This is a genomic window from Paenibacillus pinihumi DSM 23905 = JCM 16419 (genome assembly GCF_000422505.1).
Lineage (GTDB): Bacteria > Bacillota > Bacilli > Paenibacillales > Paenibacillaceae > Paenibacillus_D > Paenibacillus_D pinihumi.
The window spans coordinates 374,146-393,486 of the sequence record NZ_KE383865.1; the positions used below are offsets into that span (position 1 = coordinate 374,146).

Below are 19,341 nucleotides of genomic sequence, written 5' to 3' on the forward strand. Positions count from 1 at the left end.
TTCATGCATCATGGTGACCCACAGAGTTAAGGCAGTTTGCTGCTGGCCAAGATGCGGTTAGCCGGTGCGGATGTGTTCCGGCAATTACTGCCTCGTTCCTTGTTTCCGGGACCGGGGGTCGCCCAGACCCGGTTAAGTCTTCTTTTAAACATCACTTATTTATTACCGAGTTGTTCCGCCAAACCGACCAGAATTCCTTCATTTCCACGTATGTAGCAGAGCCGATACGAGTCCCCGTACTGAACCACTTCGCCAACGAGCTGAGCACCATACTTAGTGAGTCTGGATACCATTTCGTCAATGTCTTCAACGGTGAACATGACGCGTAGGTAACCGAGGGCATTTACAGGAGCAGTCCGGTGATCTGATATAGCAGGCGGGGTGAGAAATCGCGAAAGTTCAATTCGGCTGTGGCCATCCGGGGTAACCATCATGGCAATCTCTACACACTGTGAACCCAGCCCGGTTACGCGACCAGCCCATTCACCTTCGACAGTAGCCCGCCCTTCGAGCTTCAAGCCAATCTCCTCGAAGAAAGAGATTGCGTCATCAAGAGATTCTACAACGATGCCAACATTGTCCATTCTTAGTAATTGGTTTTTTGCCATAGTTTTATCTCCTTATGTGTATAAATTTATTGCCTGATCATGTTCATATTTATTCTATCAAGAATCACAAATTTATTCCGAATTATTAATAAATCTCCTGTTAGTTTAATAACTATTCCGCCGCGTTTACGTGGCTTACGATCGGAAAGATCTCGTTTGCCGATACACTGAGGCTCAAGCCCAGGATTGAGATGTCATAACTTTTAGCTTCCCGTTTAACATTACTCCAAATCCTCAAATCCGCAGTCTGCTTGTGCATGCACCGCTTCTGTCCCATGCTCAATAGCGGTTTTGTAATACAAAATTTTAAAATCTATTTTCCTCATATATTTTTCTAATTCAGCGATTTTCTCCATCACAACTTTTTTGTGTGTTTCAAACACTTCAAGACGCTCATTTAATGTAGCGTCTCCTTCCATAGCCGAATCCAGATATTCTCTGATTTTTTTCACGGGCATCCCGCTTTTTTTAAGGCATGTGATGATGGCGAGCCAATTAAAATCACTCTCTTTAAAATCCCGGTTGCCTGCATGGTCACGATTCACAAAGGGCAATAAGCCGAGCTTGTCATAATAGCGCAATGTATATGCAGATAATCCCGATCTAGCGGCAGCCTGGCTAATTGTATATCCCAAGGGGTAAACCACCTTTTATAAAAATAATATTTATTTTACAGGTTAGAGTGTGCTCTAAGTCAATATTTATTCAGGCGCTTGACTTAGACCTGACTCTAAGGTTTAGAGTTTGTTTGCACCCAAAACTTCAAGCTAAAGGGAGAGATATAGATGAGTAAAAATAAAGTGTGGGTTATTACCGGATGTTCCACTGGCTTCGGAAGAGAGCTTGCAAAAGCAACCATTCAAGCAGGCTATAATGTTGTGGTTACAGCCAGAAATCTGAATGCAATTGCTGATCTTGTCAGCGGGAATACGGACAACGTTCTGGCGATGGAACTCGATGTGACCAGGCCCGAACAAATCGAAAAAACGGTAAAGGCTGCTATAGAGAAATTCGGCCAAATTGATGTGCTTGTCAATAACGCCGGAATCGGTTATTTTAGCTCCATTGAGGAAGCTGTTGAAGAAGAAGTCCGCAAAATGTTTGAAATCAACTTCTGGGGTCTGGCGAACATGACCAGCGCTGTCCTGCCTTACATGAGAAACAAGCGCTCAGGGCATATTATCAATATATCGTCAATTGGAGGATTAGTTTCATTCCCTGGCGTGGGGTACTATAACGGTACCAAATATGCGGTTGAGGGGATATCAGAGAGCCTGTCCAAGGAAGTGGCCTCATTCAATATTCATGTCACAGTGATTGAGCCAAGCAATTTCCGTACGGACTGGTCCGGACGCTCAGCTGCAAGAACCCAATCAGCGTTTAAGGAATATAACGAGCTCATCTCCCCATTTGTAAATGGGGAAACTCATGGAAACGAACCGGGAGATCCGAAGAAAGCTGCGGAAGCTATCATAAACGTCGTAGAGACTGCAGAGCCGCCGCTTCGGTTGCTGCTTGGAGCAGATGCTTATCACATTTCGGTGAACAAATATACGGAGACACTCAAAAACTTCGAGAAATATAAAGAAGTATCGTTTAATGCTGATTTTCAGGATTGAAATGAGATGAAGATTCTAAGGGTTAACCCCAAAAGAGATCGCTGGTAGTGAGCGGGAATTATGGGTAGAACACCTCCAAAACCGTGATCTTGGCGGGGATGGAGGTGTTTTTGCTTCGTTAATTACGTGCTGGCCCTTTAGGGCTATAGCGTAGCTGGGAGAGCGATTCGCTGGCAGCGATGCGGCTTAGAAATTCATCCCTTATACTACAACAAATATTAAACACCAACGAAATCTGATAAAGGTTTCGCGAAATACATACATGTTCACTGGAACTACTAACCCCGCTCCAATTGATCAACTACACTCCCTGGACCAGCGAATACAGATCCGCCATTTTGAACCGTCTTCCGTATAAGTTGAATCAAACTGTCCTTGTTCATCTGGATATCGGCCAGCCAAGCTAAAGTATCTGCAGTTTCGGGTTCATGCTTCGCTCCCCAGGCTGATAATTCCCAAAGGACCGGTAATAAATCCAACCCGGCCTCCGTTAATTCGTACAGGTCTTTTCTTCTGTCAGTGGGATGGGGACTCTTGGTAATCAAACCCATCATCTCAAGACGGGACAAGCGATTCGTTAGTATATTTCTAGCAATCCGTTCATCCGAGGCAAGAAATTCCCCGAACGTTCTCTTTCCTGCAAATATGATATCCCTGATGATAAGTAATGACCAAGAGTCACCTAACAGATCAAGAGAAAATGAGATTGGACAATTGGATCTTCTATGTGGTTTAGAATTTTGCATAGGAACCTCCCTTGACTTCATGGATTGATTATTATTATAATTAAGTCAGTTTCAAAATGCAACTGAAATTGAGGAGGGATTGAATTGAAATTTTTGTTGGTTTATAGAGGTGGCGTCGTTCCGGACGATCAACTTGATCGGAATGTTAATGAACTATGGGGATGGCTTGACAATCTAAAGGAAAATGGGTACGAGAAGGTACGTTTTGCGGGAAGCGGCCGTAAAATTATTTCGCAAGATTCGATTAACGATTACTCCGGAGACATATTCGGCGTTTCCATTATCGAAGCTGGTTCTTTGGAGGAAGCGATTTCGTTAACTTCGGATTGGCCGGAATTGCAATATGGAGGTAGGATTGAGATCGTAGAAGCGTTAGGTGATTAATATGTCCGATACCTATATATTGAATTTGTTTGCAGATCTTAGAAAACAAATATTGAGCGTAATAGCAAGATTGTCAAAAAGTCAAATGGAACACATTCCCAAAGGGTTCACTAACAATCTCCATTGGCAGCTCGGACATGTGCTGACGATAACTGATAATTTAATATTTGAGTTTTCGGGTGTTGGTTCAAGGATTTCACAGCACTATAGAACTTATTTTGCGACAGACACAAGTCCCTCATGCTGGCTGGGGCAACCGCCAGGGATCGAAATGATTCTTAAGGATTTGGAAAGTCAGATGGTGGAAATATGCGATAAGTATGACGGTCTGCTGGCGCAACCTGTAGCAGATGAGAATAACTTTCTTCAAGCAAGTGTAATCGGTGAACTTTTCCATGTTCTAATTGCACATGAAAGTATGCATCTAGGAATGATAATTGCGATGGACAAGGTTTTGCAGAATGAATAAATGGATAACGACTGCGATTTAAGGGTTCGCCCGCGATGTGATGATATGAATGGATCGAGTATCCTGTTGAACCTATTTTTATAGATGAAGAAAAAGGGAACGAAGGAGGTAGTTACATGGTAGATGCATACACTAACAAAAGAATTGATACTGCTTCAAGAGTCATTAGGGCGTCAGCACAAGTCATTTATCAAGCAATGTTGAAACCGGAAGCGCTCGCTTTATGGCTTCCACCGGAAGGAATGTCTGCTCAAATCGATACATTTGATACAAGGGAAGGCGGCATTTATAATATGACTCTTATCTACGAAGGGGATGAAAAGATACAGGGAAAAACCTCAGAAAATAGAGATGTCACTGAAGGAGTATTTTTGGAGCTAATTCCAGATGAACGAATTGTTAAAACCGTTCATTTTCATTCAGAGGACACACGATTCTCTGGTGAGATGATCCAAAAATGGCTATTAGAAGCCCATTCAGAAGGAACAAAAGTGACTGTCATTTGTGAGGATGTTCCTGAAGGGATACGAAAAGAAGATCATGACGTTGGTTTGAGATCCACGTTGGAGAATCTTGCAGTATTTACTGAGTGATAAAAGACTTTTTGTTATAGCGTATCGGAGCCACATTTACATGCAAGTTGAAGCCCGGCCTTACATGGTTTGGGCTTTTGTTCATATCTATAGATAAATCGGGACAATAAAAACAAAGCGTAACTACCTTTGTATGGTTAAGTATTGAAGCGTCATTGCAATGGCTGCGAGTACTTTTTAATCTCATTAGAAAAAGAGGGTTTGGTCTACAATTGGTGAAGTAATAAAATGAATATTTTGTTAAAAATTAATTGATTGCGCTTTCACATACTTTTGTTAACGTTTGGATGGTTGATGTCTATATGCAATGTACTTTAGATAACAAGGTGGGGATCTCATGTACAAGCTGTTGATTGTCGACGATGAGGCGCTGGTTCGTGAAGCGATAGAGGATCAAATGGACTGGCAAAAGCTTGGTTTTGAATGCGTAGGTACTTGCGAGGACGGTAAGGAAGCGCTTGATTTCGTCAACCGCCATACGCCGGATGTCGTATTGACCGATATCGGAATGCCGTTCATGGACGGAATAGAGTTGACCCGCGAGCTTGCTATTCGTTTCCCGAAAGTAAAGGTTATTATTTTTACAGGATACGATGATTTTGATTATGCGCAGCAGGCTTTGAAATTACAAGCTTTTGATTATATTTTGAAACCGGTTACAGCGGCGGAACTTGAACAGGTCATTTGTAAACTTCGTTCTGAGCTGGATAGCGAAAGAAATCAAATACAAGATTTCGAACAGCTGAAGCGTCAATTGAGGGAGAGTCAGCCTTTGTTGAAAGAGCGATTTTTAGAACGGTTTTCGACTTCGCCGATGACAGAAAAACAAAAGAACGAGAACTTCAGTTATTTCGATATTGAGTGGAACGGCTCCTTCGTGATCGAGCTGGCCATAGAAGTGGACGAGTTTGTATGGAGTCAACCTAAGACTTTGTCTGACGAGGAACTTATTCGTTTTGCTGTGTATAACATTACCCAGGAAATTATAGCTGACCTTTCCGGGGCACTTATTTTTAGAGATCGGGAAAATCGTGTGCACGTCATCATGTCTGGTCATCAGACGGATGAACTGCATGATCTGTCGACGCAGGTGGCTGAAGAAATCCACAATACGATTACCGGTTACTTGCCTGTTAAGCTATCTATAGGCATTGGACATGTATGCAACTTAACAGACAAAGTGCAGCGTTTAAATCAATCTGCTTTGTCAGCACTTGATTATCGTTTTGTCATCGGTACCAATCAAATTATATGTATATGGGATATGGAGCAGCGTAAGCGGCCGGAGTTGATGTCGCTCATGGATTGGGAAAGTGAACTGGTCACGAAACTGAAAACCGCTTCACCGGAAGAGATGGATGAATGGATTGGGCAACTATTCATCATGTTCCGGGAGCATGCTTTTCCATTCGATATTTGTCACATGTATCTGCAACGAATTGTATTGACGATTATGCACACGCTCTATGTCATGGGCATTGACAGTACACAAGTGTTCGGAGAGAGCCAAGATCCAATGACTGAAATGACTACGTTTGCGTCGATGGGTAAAGTTGAATTGCGGCTGAAGGATCAATGCGCGAAGGTAGTCGGATCAATCAAAAGCATGCGGGAGCACCAATGTGTGTTTCAAGTCGCGAAAGCGGTAGATTACATCAAATTGAATTATATGGACCCGAAGCTCTCATTAAAGTCGGTGTGTTATCATGTATCGCTGAGCTCGAGTTACTTCAGCAGCATATTCAAGCAAACCAACGGTAAATCGTTTGTGGAATTCGTAACCCATCTGCGTATGGAGAAAGCGAAGGAATTATTAATCGTGTCATCTTTAAAGAGCTACGAGATCGCATATGAAGTTGGATACAGCGATCCCCAGTATTTCAGCGGCGCATTTAAGAAGCATACAGGAGAAACCCCAACAGATTATCGTCATAAAAAAATAAAAGGGATCATGTGATGCGAGCGAGAATATTTTCGGGATTGCCCAGTATTCAGACAAATATGGTCCTTGCCTCGGTCGCGCTTATCATGATGACAAGTATTATGATGAGCGTTACTTCCTTTTACTTAACTAAAGATACTGTTAATTCCACAGCACAGACTTACACTACGGAGCTGGTGAAACAGGTAAACAACAATATTAAATCCTACATAAACGGCATGAAGTATATGTCTGACCTGGTAGCTGGCAATTATGCGGTTCAAGCTTATTTATCCTCAACTTCCTTTAATAGTTTAAAAGAAGAGAAGGATTACAAGGAAGCGATCTCAGAAATGCTGGGTGCGATGCTGGTATCAAGGACGGATATTAGCTCAGCTAACATTTTCGGTTATGAAGGACAGTTTGTGTCCGGCCGCAAAGAGCTCGAGTTAAATCCAAACGTTGATATTACAAGTATGAATTGGTACAGGAATGCGAAGAGCATGGGCGGGCAAAGCGTAATTTCATCTTCTCATGTGCAGCCTATTTTTAAAGACCGGTATCCTTGGGTCGTATCATTGAGCAGGGAACTAATCAGCAAGGATGGAGACAAGAAGCTGGGCGTTTTTCTGGTCGATTTGAATTTCAGCGTTATGAATGACATGTTCAAAGATATTCGGCTAGGTCAAAGAGGTTATTTATTCATCATCGATTCGGATGGGAATATCGTCTATCATCCCCAGCAGCAATTGATTTACAGTAATTTGAAAACAGAGATGATTGATAAAGTGCTGGAAGTTGGAAACGGAACCTTCATAAGCAAAGAAGGCAGCGAAAGCCGAATGTACACGGTTCAGAGTTCTGAGTTCGGGTGGAAAATTGTTGGGGTCTCCTACGTGAGCGAATTAGCTGAAAATCAGAATAATGTGCTACTCTCTATCATTGTTTTGGGAATCATCTGTGTGATTATCGGAATTATGATTTCATTATTTTTATCTCAACGTGTGAGCCAACCGATCAAAAGATTGCAGGGCTATATGAAGGAAGTGGAAAAAGGAAATTTCAATATCCATGTCCCCGTTCACAAAACGATAGAAATTCAAGGTCTTGCAAGAGCTTTTAATTTAATGGTAGGGAAAATTAAAGAACTGATGCAGCAGACGGTATTGGATCAGGAACAAAAACGCAAGAGTGAGATCAGCGCCCTTCAAGCCCAAATCAACCCTCATTTTCTTTATAACACGCTTGATTCCATTGTATGGATGGCCGAGAGCAATAAGTCCCGGGAAGTTGTGCTGATGACTTCGGCGCTTGCCAAGCTTTTCCGTTCATCAATCAGCAAGGGCGAGGAACTGGTTGCAATTAAAACTGAAATTGAGCATATAACGAACTATCTAATGATCCAGAAAATGCGGTATAAAAATAAGTTGGATTATCATATCGAAATATCCGAATCGGTTCAGGAATATCGGACCATTAAAATCATTATGCAGCCGCTTATTGAAAATGCGATCTATCATGGCATTAAGATGAAGCAGGGACCGGGTTTCATCCGGGTCGCTTGTGAAGAAACGGACACGGACATTATTCTGATCGTTGAAGATAACGGCAATGGGATGGACGAGGAGAAATTAAAGTCGCTTCATCTTCCAGCTGCCAGTATGGAGGGTGGAAGAGGAGTCGGTATACGAAATGTTCAGGAACGGCTCAAGCTTTATTACGGGGCGCAATACGGATTAACCTACCAGAGCGTTCCAGGAGAGGGAACAACCGTGTATATCCGTATTCCTAAATTACGCCAGGTTCTGGAGGACGAGAGACATGGCAGGTATTCATAAGTGGGTAACAACCGCCGCTGCACTCCTTCTCATCGCTGTGGCCGTTTTTGTATATGGTCATCATGGATTATCTGCGAAAAAGAAGATAGAGGTTACGGTCATCCTTAAAACCATTGATACATCCGTAGAGTTCTGGCAGGTATTAATCGACGGCGTGCACGAAGCTTCCCAGGAGTTCAATGTAAACGTTCAGGTATGGGGGACAAAGTCAGAAACGGACGTTAATGAACAAATTGCCCTTGTGGAGAAGGCGATATTAAACCGGCCGGATGCAATCGTATTGGCCGCGACCGATTATGAGAGACTTGTACCTGTCTCAGAGAAAATAAAGAAGAGCGGAATTAAGCTCATTATCGTCGATTCGGGAATCAAGTCAGATGCTGCCGACAGCATAGTAATGACCAACAACGTCAACGCTGGCAGAGAAGCGGGCGAAGCGATGAAAAGCTTGATCAAAGATAAGGCTAAAATAGCGATTATCAGCTATGTCAAAAGTGCTGGTTCTCATATCGACAGGGAAAAGGGCATTCATGAAGTATTAGAGAATGTTCCCGGAATCGAAATGCTAGGCACGTATAATGGCGAAGGGTCCGAGCAAAACTCCTATTTGCTGGCTATGGAAATTTTGCAGCGGCATAACGATGTGTTCGGAATTATCGGACTCAACGAGCCGACTACGGTTGGAGCGGGAAGAGCCATTCAGGAACTGGGATTAAAGGGGAAAGTGCAGCTGATTGGATTCGATAGTTCTTTCAACGAGATCAAGCTTTTGGATGAAGGCGTAATGAATGCTACCGTAATTCAAAGGCCTTTTCAAATGGGTTATCTCAGCATTAAAACAGCCATGGAGGTTGTTAAGGGCAAGAAGGCTGCGCAGTTTATCGATACGGGCTCATTGCTTATAACGAAACAAAATATGTATGAAGAGGAGAATCAGAAGCTGTTGTTTCCATTTGTTGGTGACTAATGGATGAACGAAATGGAGAACAGTGGGAGAGCGGCAGAGTAGGCGAAAGCCTGCTCTGTTTTTTTATTAACGACTAAAAAATTGAACTATAAAATGGCTCAATCTAAGAATCAGTGCTTGACAGCTTAACGTCGCACGAGCGGAGAGGAAGAGGGAGGCTGGAGAAGCGCAGCGGTCGCCTTTGTTCCCGGATTTCAACCGCTGAGGCGGTTAAATTCAAGAAATCCGGGAACAACAGCGATCGGTACTTTCTCGGAGCGTTCCCCCCAAGTTGGTGTCAATCACTGATTTCGATTTTGAGCCTAAGAAAAACATCCAAAAATATTCGACTTTTACAAGAAGAATTCACATGTAAGTGATGGAATGAACCGTGTAAAGTTAACGATAACAACATGAATATAGAGAGGGGAGATGAAGCGATGAGTGAAAGTCTTGTGCAAATGGAAGGAATCATGAAAAGTTTTGCCGGGGTTCATGCCTTAAAAGATTGTAAATTCGATCTGCGGCCTGGCGAAGTACATGCACTTGTCGGGGAGAACGGTGCCGGAAAATCAACCCTGATGAAAGTGTTGACAGGCGTGTATCAGATGGATGAGGGGCGCATTCTCTATCAGGGCAAAGAAGTACGTATTCCGGATACGCGGGCCGCTCAAAAAAAAGGAATTAGTATGATTCATCAGGAGATGAATCTTGCAGCCGATCTCACCGTCGCGCAAAACATTTTTATCGGCAGAGAGCCGCGGAAAGCTATAAAGCTGTTTCTGGACGATAAAGAGATGAATAGACGAACCTCCATCCTGCTGAAGCAAATAAATCTGGATATCGATCCAACCACGCTTGTATCGAAGCTGACGGTCGCGAAGCAGCAAATGGTGGAAATCATTAAAGCCATTTCCTACGACTCTCAAGTGCTCATTATGGACGAACCGACAGCGGCGCTTAGTGATGCGGAAATTGAGGAATTGTTTAAGATTATCGTTCAGCTGCGAGCTAAAGGTGCAGGCATTATATACATCTCCCACCGTATGGCGGAGCTAAAACGAATTACAGACCGTATCACGGTTATGCGAGACGGAAGCTACATCGATACAGTTGCGACGGCCGACACAAGCATCGATAAAATTATTTCAATGATGGTGGGCCGGGAGCTCTATCAATCGGATAAGACGAACTTGTTAAAGGACTCAACGGGCGAAAGCATGCTTGAGGTACGCAATCTAAGCCGTAAACATGTTCTTCACAATGTAAGCTTCTCGCTGCGAAAGGGCGAAATACTCGGCATAGCCGGATTAGTCGGTGCAGGAAGAACGGAAGTTGCCCGGGCAATCTTTGGAGCTGATCCCATCGATTCCGGCGAAATCTACGTTCATGGCCGCAAGGCGCGGATTAATGGGCCGCATCAGGCTGTGAAGTATGGCATCGGATATTTGAGCGAGGACAGGAAGCATTTTGGATGTCTGCTGGAAATGGATGTTGCAACGAATGCCACCTTGGCAACGGTTGGCCGTTTCACAAGGGCAGGTATTTGGATGAACGAAAAACGCATGAATGTGGTTTCGACTCAAATTGTTGAGGATCTTAAGGTGAAAACGCCTGGAATAAAACAGAAGCTGAAATTTTTATCCGGAGGGAATCAACAGAAGGTCATTATTGGGAAGTGGTTAACGAGAGACTGCGACATCCTGATCTTCGATGAGCCGACCCGCGGGATTGATATCGGAGCGAAAAGTGAGATTTATAAGCTTCTTGAGAACTTGGCGGCTGCAGGCAAATCAATCATTATGATCAGCTCGGAACTTCCGGAAATATTAAGGCTCAGTCATCGTATTATTGTGATGTGCGAAGGGAGAATTACAGGAGAGCTTATGAATGATCATCATGCGACCCAAGAACAGATTATGACCTATGCAACAGATCGAATCGAATAAGGCCGGCAGGGAAAGGAAGAGAAGCATGAATAACACAACAGTGGTTGAGCAGAAACCGCAATTTGCGATTAAGTCAGGGCTGCAGCAGTTCTTAGTATTTGGAAGCTTGATTTTGCTCGTTATCTTCTTTTCAATTGCATCGGATAATTTCTTTAATTTCTCCAATATTATTGGAATTTTGCTCTCCACCGCGGTTATCGGCGTACTGGCGTTAGGCTCGACGTTCGTCATTATTACGGGCGGCATTGATCTTTCGGTTGGGACAGTCATGACACTTTCCGCAGTCATGACTGGCGTTTTCATTACGATCTGGGGGCTGCCCGTTCCGGTCGGTATTGTCGGTGGTTTGCTGACCGGGGCGTTATGTGGATTCATATCGGGCTTTTCAATTGCCAGACTGGGAATTCCGCCATTTATCGCCACGCTCGCGATGATGATGATTGCCAAAGGATTAGCATTAGTTATCTCTGAAGCCAAGCCGATCTATTTCACCGACAATGAAGTATTTATGGAAATATCATTAGGATCGGTATTAGGTGACCTTATTCCAGGCTTTGATATTCCGAACGCTGTACTTATTTTTTTCATTGTAGCCATTTTCGGGAGCATCTTATTGTCCAAAACAATTGTTGGCCGTTACAACTTCGCAATCGGCAGCAATGAAGAGGCGACGCGTCTCTCCGGCATTAACGTGCGGAATTGGAAAATCGTGATTTACACGGTTACAGGTGTGTTTACGGGAATTGCCGGCATTCTTATGGCATCCAGGTTGAACACAGCGCATCCTTCTCTCGGCGCGGGATATGAGCTGGAAGCGATAGCAGCAGTCATCATCGGCGGTACCTCACTAAGCGGCGGCAAGGGAACGATCTTGGGAACCGTGATCGGCGCCTTAATTATGAGCGTATTGACGAACGGATTACGCATCATGTCGGTTCCTCAGGAGTGGCAGACGGTTGTGGTCGGTTTTGTTATATTACTCGCGGTATATGCGGATATTTTGCGTCGCCGCAAGTCTTGACAGCGGTATAGTCTCTTCGGGAGATTATATATAAATTCAAATAGGATTCATTATGAAGGGGAGATGAACATGAGAAAAGGTTGGATGATGGCGGCTTTGGTACTCGTCGTATTCATTAGTGCTTGCAGCTCGAACGGAGGCAGCAAATCACCGTCGGCTACAACTAAAAGCCCGGGCTCTGAAGCGCCTGCGAAGACGGAGAAATTGTATGTGCCGGTTATTTCCAAGGGATTTCAGCATCAATTCTGGCAAGCGGTCCGGATTGGCGCAGAGAAGGCTGCAGCCGAGCTGAATGTGGATATTACGTACGAAGGCACAGAAACCGAATCCCAAGTTGACAAACAGCTTGAAATGCTGCAAGTCGCATTGGATAAAAAGCCAAGCGCGATCGGTTTTGCAGCGCTGGACAGCCAAGCGTCCATTCCGTATCTTAAGAAAGCTAAAGATGCGGGTATTCCTGTTATCGCATTCGACTCCGGCGTGGACAGCGACATTCCGCTTAGTACAGTAGCAACAGATAATGCGGTTGCTGCTGGAGTTGCCGCAGATAAAATGGCTGAATTAATCGGTGGCGATGGTGAGATTGCGATTATTGCCCATGACCAAACAAGCCGTACGGGTATCGATCGGCGTGATGGTTTTAAAAATCGTATCGAGGAAAAATACCCGAATATTAAAATCGTTGATATTCAGTATGGTGGAGGAGATCACCTGAAATCGACCGACGCGGCAAAAGCAATTATGCAAGCGTATCCAAATCTTAAAGGAATCTTCGGTACAAATGAAGGATCGGCCATTGGGGTAATCAATGCAGTTATGGAAGCCAAAGCGGTCGGAAAAGTGACGATTATTGGTTATGATTCCGGTAAAGCACAGATCGATGCGATTAAGAATGGCACGATGGCTGGCGCTATTTCCCAAAACCCGGTCGGTATCGGCTATGAAACGGTTAAAGCTGCAGTGGCGGCTGCCAAAGGTGAAACGATTAAACCTGCTATCGACAGCGGTTTCGTTTGGTATGACAAAACAAACATCGATAACGAAGATGTTAAAGCCGTTCTTTACGAATAAATAAACAAGAGAATCATTACAATGCCATGTTGGGATTGTACGTTATGAAACGATTCCTTAACGACAGTCCCGATCATTTTATCCCCATCATTTTACGGAAATTGAGGAGGAAACTTCATGCTAAAAAGGCTTGTTAGTTCTACTCTTGCAATGATATTAACCGTGACAACCTTCACTTGCTTACCTGTATCTTCTTATGCGGACACTGTCAGCCCGGCGGGAAATCCAATGACTGATCCGGTGCCGCTTAAGTCTTGGTATACAAAAGCGGCAACGAACTGGGAATCCGAAGCGCTTCCGCTAGGGAATGGTTATATGGGAGCGATGGTTTTTGGAGGCGTCGATAAGGACCAAATTTTAATTAATGAAAAGACCCTTTGGTCTGGCGGTCCCGGTGCCAACCCCGATTATAACGGCGGTCATAAAGACGCCGCGGAACAGAAGCATGCTCTTCTGCAGCAAGCCAGAACACAATTACAGCATTTGATGACACAATTCTCATCAGGAACCCCTCCTTATAAGGACGAGTCTGGCAACGTTATTGCCCGTGACTATAGTAATGATGCATCGATCAGGAATTTAATCAATGGTGTTCAAGGATCGGGCGGCCTCATTGGGACGAAGAGAAATTTTGGCTCCTATCAGGAACTGGGCTCAATATGGCTGCAGGATGTGAAGTCTTCAAGACCGGCAATTACAAAGTTTTTTACTGCCCAGGATAACATGAATAATTCCGGTGAGAAGTTAGATAAATTATTCGATGAGAATGCGGACACCAAATATTTTGCCGATGGCCATCAGGGAGCCGAAGAGTATGTGATTGAATGGGAGTATGATAAGAAAATGGCTACGAAGTCCTATTCCATCACAACGGGCAATGATTCTCAGCCGAGAGATCCGAAGAGCTGGACAATTTTAGCATCCAATGATGGAGTGAGTTATTCGATAATCGATACTGTAAGCGCTTTCGAATTAGCAGGGCGGAAACAAACCCAACAATTCGAATTCGATGTGCCCGGCTCGTACCAATATTTTAAGATGAATGTAACTTCTTTGTACGGAACCAATCAGGCGCTTCAAATGTCGGGGTTAAAAATCATTTTCGACGAAAGCACCGTGCCGCAGGACGATCTGATTACCAATTACAAGAGGGAGCTTGATTTTAACAACGCTGTTGCCAGTGTGACCTACAATCAGGGCAGTGCAGAAATAAAAAGGGAATACCTTGTTAATTATCCCGATAATGTGATGGCGATACGTTTGAGCTCTACGGATAACGGTAAATTCAATCAGTTCGTCAGCGTGACATCGGCACAGACTATCAAGACGATCTCTTCATCAGGAGATACCATTACGATGACAGGTTGGCCGGCCGACCATAATAAGCCTGATGCAGCTCATAATTTTGACAATACGTTGCACTTTGCGATGCAAATGAAGGTGATTCCTGACGGTGGAACCATGATTGCGCAAAATGATGGAATCTTGGTACAAGACGCGGATTCGGTCTTAATTCTAATGACCGCCGGTACCAACTATCATCAGTCCATGGACGATTCATTTCACTATTTTACAGGAGTGAATCCTCTCATCGCAGTGGGTGACAGACTGCAAGCAGCTGCACAGAAGGGTTATACGCAGCTATATGACAGACACGTCAATGATTACAAACATTTATTTGACCGTGTTGATCTCAATTTAATGAATGCTCCTTTCCCTAACAAGCCAACTGATGAGCTGTTAGCCGGATATTCAAGGACCAATCAGCCTTTGGAAGACCGGTATTTAGAGCAGCTATACTATCAGTTTGGCAGATATCTGTTAATTGCGTCTTCAAGAGAAGGTTCTTTGCCTGCCAATTTGCAGGGTGTATGGGCTGCCGGAACCAATCCGCCGTGGGATTCAGATTATCACGCCAATATTAACTTGCAAATGAATTACTGGCTTGCCGAGCAAACGAATCTTTCAGAGACTCATGTTCCCTTGATCGAATATATTCAGAGCTTAGTGCCCAGGGGAAGAATTAGCGCGCAACATGGCTATGTCACACCTGCAGGCAATCCGGTAAGAGGATGGACGACGCATCACGAGAACAATATTTGGGGCAATACGGCACCTGCGGTAAGCGATGCGTTTTTCTCTCCCGAAGATGGCGCATGGCTGGCCCAGAATATATGGGAGCGCTATCAATTTACGATGGATGAAGCATTTCTTCGGGATAATTACAGTATCATGCTGGAAGCTGCTTTGTTTTGGGTAGATAACCTGTGGGAGGACACACGCGATGGGACATTAGTAGCGAACCCTTCTTACTCTCCGGAACACGGTCCATATTCTTTGGGTGCCACTGAGGTTCAAGCGGTCATATGGGGCATATTTGAAGAAGTGATTAAAGCCAGTGAAGTCTTAAACATGGATAGCGGGGAATTGCATGAAATCAGAATGGCACAGTCTAAGCTTGCGGGTCCCCAAATTGGTCTTGGCGGGCAGTTCATGGAGTGGAAGGACGAGGTCAACATGGACCTTACAGGTGACAACGGCCACCGTCATACGAACCACTTGTACGGACTTCACCCGGGTTCGCAAATTGTAGCCGGACGAAGTGAAGCGGAGGACGCATATGTTGATGCAATGAAAGTGACCTTGAATACCCGGGGAGATGGAGGTACGGGTTGGAGCAAAGCGTGGAAGATCAACTTCTGGTCACGTTTGCGTGATGGCGATCGCGCACAGAAGCTGGTTAAGGAGATTTTATACGAATCTACGCTTAGCAACTTATTCGATACGCACCCGCCGTTTCAGATTGATGGCAACTTCGGATCAACAGCGGGAATGACGGAGATGTTGCTGCAAAGCCAGGGCGGGGCGATAGAGCTATTGCCGGCGCTTCCTTCCAAATGGAGTACGGGCAGCGTGTCCGGTTTGAAAGCCAGAGGTAATGTGGAAGTTGGCATGACATGGGATCAAGCCAGCCTCACATCAGCGGCTCTCAAGACGGGAACAACTGGACCCATCACAATCAAAGGCGCCAATATCAGCACGGCTGCCGTCATGAATGGCAGTACGCCCGCCGATTTTACCATTGTGGATGACAACACGATTGTTATTTCAGCACAACAGGGGGATACGTATGTTATTCGTGATATTCAAGAGGCTGCCGCTTCGCATAATCCTTATGTGCTCATGAATGCGGTTGATGCGGATATCCTTTACGGCAGAATAAGCAAGAGTGATACAGCACTGCAAGACGCTGCTGCCGGAGATTATGCCATGTTCAAAAATGTTCAATTCGGCAATGAAGGAGCAAACAAGGTTCACCTCCAGGTCAGCTCGGATAAAAAAGTCCCTGAGGATTTGGGCAACATTGAACTGAGGCTGGATAGCCCCACCTCTCCAGTCATTGCAAGCATACTTGCAGACAACACGGGTGACCTTGGCACCTATAAAACGTTGTCCGCAAGCCTGCCTTTCACAGTAAGCGGCACGCATGATCTGTACATTTCTTTTACACGTCCAAGCAATCTAAAGTCCTTGCAATTTTTCACAAGTAAGGATAACGCCTCAATTACGGGGATAGACGTTTTGGGAAGTACATTGGTTGGCTTTCCATCAACAGGAAGAACGGATGTAAGCTATGCTGCATCGGTCTCCTACGCCGACGGCTCGACGGAGACAGGCAGCAGCAACGTGAAATGGAGTTTGAGCGGGAACTATTCGGGAGTGAAGATCAGCAGCGATGGCAAGCTGTCGGTTAAAGAAGGTGCCATTTCGCAGGAAATTATAGTGAGTGCCACATCTGTCAAAGAGCCGCAATGGACGAAGCATCTTCAAGTCCGGCTGGTCTCTGGCGAGATTCAGCCGCTCAAGATCAGAGGGATTGAGCGAAATGCGGAATCCGGCGGAACCGGCTCTAATGGAAAGATGACTTTTAATGCCGATTGGGTTGAGTTCCTTGGTTCCAATGGATGGTTGAAGTTCAATGGAGTGGACTTGAAGAATGGCCTTCAAAATGTCATGATCGGATATGCCTCGCCGTCTGCCTCATCAAGAGAAATCCAGGTCCGCATTGCCGAACCAAATGCGGGTACAGTGAATGAAGCTGTGAAGGTCGCGACCCTGGATATTAGCGGGACGACCGGCGGCTGGATGAATCTAAAAGAGGTGTTCACCCCGGATATTGCACAGACTCATGGGGTAAAAGATGTTTATTTGTTCTGGCCGCAATCCGGGTTTAATGTATCCTATGTGACTTTAAATGTTTTGCAGGCAAATCACGACTCTACGGTTTACCGTAACATCTCGTTTGATGTTTTGCCTGCTGACGCTGTAATTACGGTGGAGGATTTCGAAGGATACTTGTACAGCCCGGCAGGTAATGGCAAATCCTTCAGATTGCCGGAAGGAGTAGCTTACACCTATACCGCGGGCAAGGTTGGATTTATTTCGCAAAGCGCTGGCTTTACCGTTGATAATGACCGGGTACTGTCAATTAAATTAGAGGCTAAACCAGTACAAGAACGGCCAACCTGGCCTGCGGGAAGCACACTGACTGCCTCTCAAGTAGGCAAAACAGGAGTGACACTGGGATGGACGAAAGCAGCTGGCGATCATCCTGTGGCGGGTTATCGGGTATATAAAGGAACAGAACTTGTGGGCACGGTAGCAGGAAACGTATATAGCTATTCATTAAACGGGCTATCGCCGGGAACAAAATATACGCTCAAGGTCGAAGCAGGTGATGCAGAGAATAACTGGAGCATAGACGGACCTTCAACAGCAGTTACCACTGCCTCGGATACCGGAGGCGGCAGTTATAATGGAAGCGGAAATGGAGGTTCGTTGCCGCCTCCGGTTACAATTAAATCGAATCATATTAAGGCTTCTGTACCCTCAATCGATTCTTCAGGCAAGGCAAAGACTGTCATTGCTTTAGAGATATTTCGTAAAGCAAGGGAAGCTTCCCGGCAAGTTTATATTGAAATTCCAAGTGCTAATGGCGCTAAAGCCTATGAGGTTACGATTCCAGCAGCAGCCTTTGAAGCAGGGGAGGCGGCCAGCACCGTCGAGATCACGACTCCACTTGGGACTGTAACGGTATTCGGGACGATGCTTGGTGCTGCTGAAAAGATTGGAGCTGATAACGTCTCGATTACGATTACGAAGAAGGATGCGGGTAAATTGAATACTGCGGATCAGGCTAATGTGATGAATCGAATCGGAATTGAACTCAAGCTGGATGGCGCCAGAAAGTCATGGAGCAATCCAAATTCGCGGGTAACGATATCGATTCCTTATATGCCTTCATCTGTAGAATTGTCTGATACCGAACATATTGTTGTATGGGGCATCGATGAGACAGGCAAAGTCACTTCTGTACCAACAGGAAAGTATGACCCTGTAAAAGGCCAAGTCACGTTTACCACAACACAATTCGGAGATTTTGCAACAGCTTACGTGAAGAAAAGCTTCACCGATATTGCCAACTATGGATGGGCAAAGCAGGCGATTGAAGTATTGGCGTCCAAGGGTGTAATCAACGGTACATCAACTGACAAGTATACCCCTGACGCAGCAATTACAAGAGCGGATTTTATTCCTCAGTTGGTTAATGCCTTAGACTTAAGCGCCACAACAGAAGGGAACTTCCCGGATGTGAATCCAGCGGCTTATTATGCGGAAGCTGTGGCCGTAGCCAAAAAGATCGGCATAGCTTCCGGTATGGGTGACGGCAAGTTTAATCCGGATGCGAAGATGACAAGGCAGGATATGATGGTTCTTATCCAAAGGGCGATGGCATTCGCCAACAAACCTTTGCTTGCAGGCACGTCTGCTGACATAAATTCTTTTTCTGATAGAGACAAAATTGCAGACTATGCAGAACAAAGCGTTGCTACGCTGGTCAAAAACGGAATCGTCAACGGAAACGGCAGCATCATTAATCCACTCGGATATGCGACAAGAGCCGAGACTGCGGTACTGCTTTACAGAATTTACAACAAATAATTTTCGTGCGTTACAAGCAGATAGGCGTTTTTTTGAATGAGGGCTTAAGCAGTTTAGGAGGGAACCCCGAATAGGTTCGTCCGCTTGAACATGATTGGAAAAAATCGCTTCGGGGCTCCGTCTTTGGAAAAGATATTTGTGTCAGCAGGCCGGCTCGCGTATTGCTTTCGATT

14 protein-coding genes are annotated in these 19,341 nt (G+C 44.9%); 11 read left to right on the forward strand and 3 right to left on the reverse strand.

Annotated elements, in window-relative coordinates; translation table 11 throughout:
- Positions 1-155: 155 nt before the first annotated feature.
- Both H583_RS0121965 and H583_RS0121970 read right to left on the reverse strand, forming a co-directional pair.
- Entirely contained in the window at positions 156-608 is a 453-nt protein-coding gene (locus tag H583_RS0121965) for a VOC family protein (RefSeq protein ID WP_028562348.1), read from the reverse strand.
- Positions 609-829: 221 nt separating this feature from the next.
- A complete protein-coding gene (locus H583_RS0121970) occupies positions 830-1,243 on the reverse strand; it encodes a MerR family transcriptional regulator (protein ID WP_028562349.1) in 414 nt (137 codons plus the stop codon).
- A 150-nt stretch (positions 1,244-1,393) separates the two neighbouring features.
- On the opposite strand from H583_RS0121970, the gene H583_RS0121975 reads away from it, so the two are divergent.
- Positions 1,394-2,227 carry an oxidoreductase gene (locus H583_RS0121975; RefSeq protein WP_028562350.1) on the forward strand — a complete coding sequence of 278 codons (834 nt, stop codon included), beginning with the start codon at positions 1,394-1,396 and terminating at the stop codon, positions 2,225-2,227.
- A 278-nt stretch (positions 2,228-2,505) separates the two neighbouring features.
- Here H583_RS0121975 and H583_RS0121980 read toward each other — a convergent pair whose 3' ends face one another.
- Entirely contained in the window at positions 2,506-2,973 is a 468-nt protein-coding gene (locus H583_RS0121980) for a winged helix-turn-helix transcriptional regulator (protein ID WP_028562351.1), read from the reverse strand.
- Between the two features lie 84 nt (positions 2,974-3,057).
- On the opposite strand from H583_RS0121980, the gene H583_RS33900 reads away from it, so the two are divergent.
- The 10 genes from H583_RS33900 (at position 3,058) to H583_RS37365 (ending at position 19,168) form a co-directional block, all read left to right on the forward strand.
- A complete protein-coding gene (locus H583_RS33900) occupies positions 3,058-3,357 on the forward strand; it encodes a YciI family protein (protein ID WP_036710469.1) in 300 nt (99 codons plus the stop codon).
- Between the two features lies 1 nt (position 3,358).
- Positions 3,359-3,826, forward strand: coding sequence for a DinB family protein (locus H583_RS0121990; RefSeq protein ID WP_036710472.1), 468 nt, complete (start codon positions 3,359-3,361; stop codon positions 3,824-3,826).
- A 116-nt stretch (positions 3,827-3,942) separates the two neighbouring features.
- Positions 3,943-4,419 carry an SRPBCC domain-containing protein gene (locus tag H583_RS0121995; protein WP_028562353.1) on the forward strand — a complete coding sequence of 159 codons (477 nt, stop codon included), beginning with the start codon at positions 3,943-3,945 and terminating at the stop codon, positions 4,417-4,419.
- Positions 4,420-4,756: 337 nt separating this feature from the next.
- Complete coding sequence (locus H583_RS0122000; protein WP_028562354.1) at positions 4,757-6,376, forward strand: response regulator transcription factor; 1,620 nt, start codon at positions 4,757-4,759, stop codon at positions 6,374-6,376.
- Complete coding sequence (locus H583_RS33905) at positions 6,376-8,178, forward strand: sensor histidine kinase (RefSeq protein WP_036710475.1); 1,803 nt, start codon at positions 6,376-6,378, stop codon at positions 8,176-8,178. The genes H583_RS0122000 and H583_RS33905 overlap by 1 nt, the downstream gene beginning before the upstream one ends.
- Positions 8,162-9,145 carry a substrate-binding domain-containing protein gene (locus tag H583_RS0122010; RefSeq protein WP_051236832.1) on the forward strand — a complete coding sequence of 328 codons (984 nt, stop codon included), beginning with the start codon at positions 8,162-8,164 and terminating at the stop codon, positions 9,143-9,145. Before H583_RS33905 ends, H583_RS0122010 begins: the two co-directional genes overlap by 17 nt.
- Before the next feature lie 419 nt (positions 9,146-9,564).
- Positions 9,565-11,073, forward strand: a complete 1,509-nt coding sequence (locus H583_RS0122015) for a sugar ABC transporter ATP-binding protein (protein WP_028562356.1) — start codon at positions 9,565-9,567, stop codon at positions 11,071-11,073.
- A gap of 25 nt (positions 11,074-11,098) precedes the next feature.
- On the forward strand, positions 11,099-12,094 hold the full coding sequence (locus tag H583_RS0122020) for an ABC transporter permease (RefSeq protein WP_028562357.1): 996 nt from the start codon (positions 11,099-11,101) through the stop codon (positions 12,092-12,094).
- Between the two features lie 63 nt (positions 12,095-12,157).
- Positions 12,158-13,165 (forward strand): ABC transporter substrate-binding protein, encoded by a 1,008-nt coding sequence (locus tag H583_RS0122025; RefSeq protein WP_028562358.1) that lies wholly within the window; start codon positions 12,158-12,160, stop codon positions 13,163-13,165.
- 117 nt (positions 13,166-13,282) lie between these two features.
- On the forward strand, positions 13,283-19,168 hold the full coding sequence (locus H583_RS37365) for a glycosyl hydrolase family 95 catalytic domain-containing protein (protein WP_081667431.1): 5,886 nt from the start codon (positions 13,283-13,285) through the stop codon (positions 19,166-19,168).
- The last annotated feature ends 173 nt before the right edge of the window (positions 19,169-19,341 follow it).

Coding starts and splice junctions, on each gene's coding strand:
- H583_RS33905 (WP_036710475.1), top strand. CDS start 6,376: ATGCGAGCGAGAATATTTTCGGGATTGCCCAGTATTCAGACAAATATG.
- H583_RS0122000 (WP_028562354.1), top strand. CDS start 4,757: ATGTACAAGCTGTTGATTGTCGACGATGAGGCGCTGGTTCGTGAAGCG.
- H583_RS0121965 (WP_028562348.1), bottom strand. CDS start 608: ATGGCAAAAAACCAATTACTAAGAATGGACAATGTTGGCATCGTTGTA.
- H583_RS0122025 (WP_028562358.1), top strand. CDS start 12,158: ATGAACATGAGAAAAGGTTGGATGATGGCGGCTTTGGTACTCGTCGTA.
- H583_RS0121980 (WP_028562351.1), bottom strand. CDS start 2,973: ATGCAAAATTCTAAACCACATAGAAGATCCAATTGTCCAATCTCATTT.
- H583_RS37365 (WP_081667431.1), top strand. CDS start 13,283: ATGCTAAAAAGGCTTGTTAGTTCTACTCTTGCAATGATATTAACCGTG.
- H583_RS0122015 (WP_028562356.1), top strand. CDS start 9,565: ATGAGTGAAAGTCTTGTGCAAATGGAAGGAATCATGAAAAGTTTTGCC.
- H583_RS0121995 (WP_028562353.1), top strand. CDS start 3,943: ATGGTAGATGCATACACTAACAAAAGAATTGATACTGCTTCAAGAGTC.
- H583_RS0122010 (WP_051236832.1), top strand. CDS start 8,162: ATGGCAGGTATTCATAAGTGGGTAACAACCGCCGCTGCACTCCTTCTC.
- H583_RS0121975 (WP_028562350.1), top strand. CDS start 1,394: ATGAGTAAAAATAAAGTGTGGGTTATTACCGGATGTTCCACTGGCTTC.
- H583_RS0122020 (WP_028562357.1), top strand. CDS start 11,099: ATGAATAACACAACAGTGGTTGAGCAGAAACCGCAATTTGCGATTAAG.
- H583_RS0121990 (WP_036710472.1), top strand. CDS start 3,359: ATGTCCGATACCTATATATTGAATTTGTTTGCAGATCTTAGAAAACAA.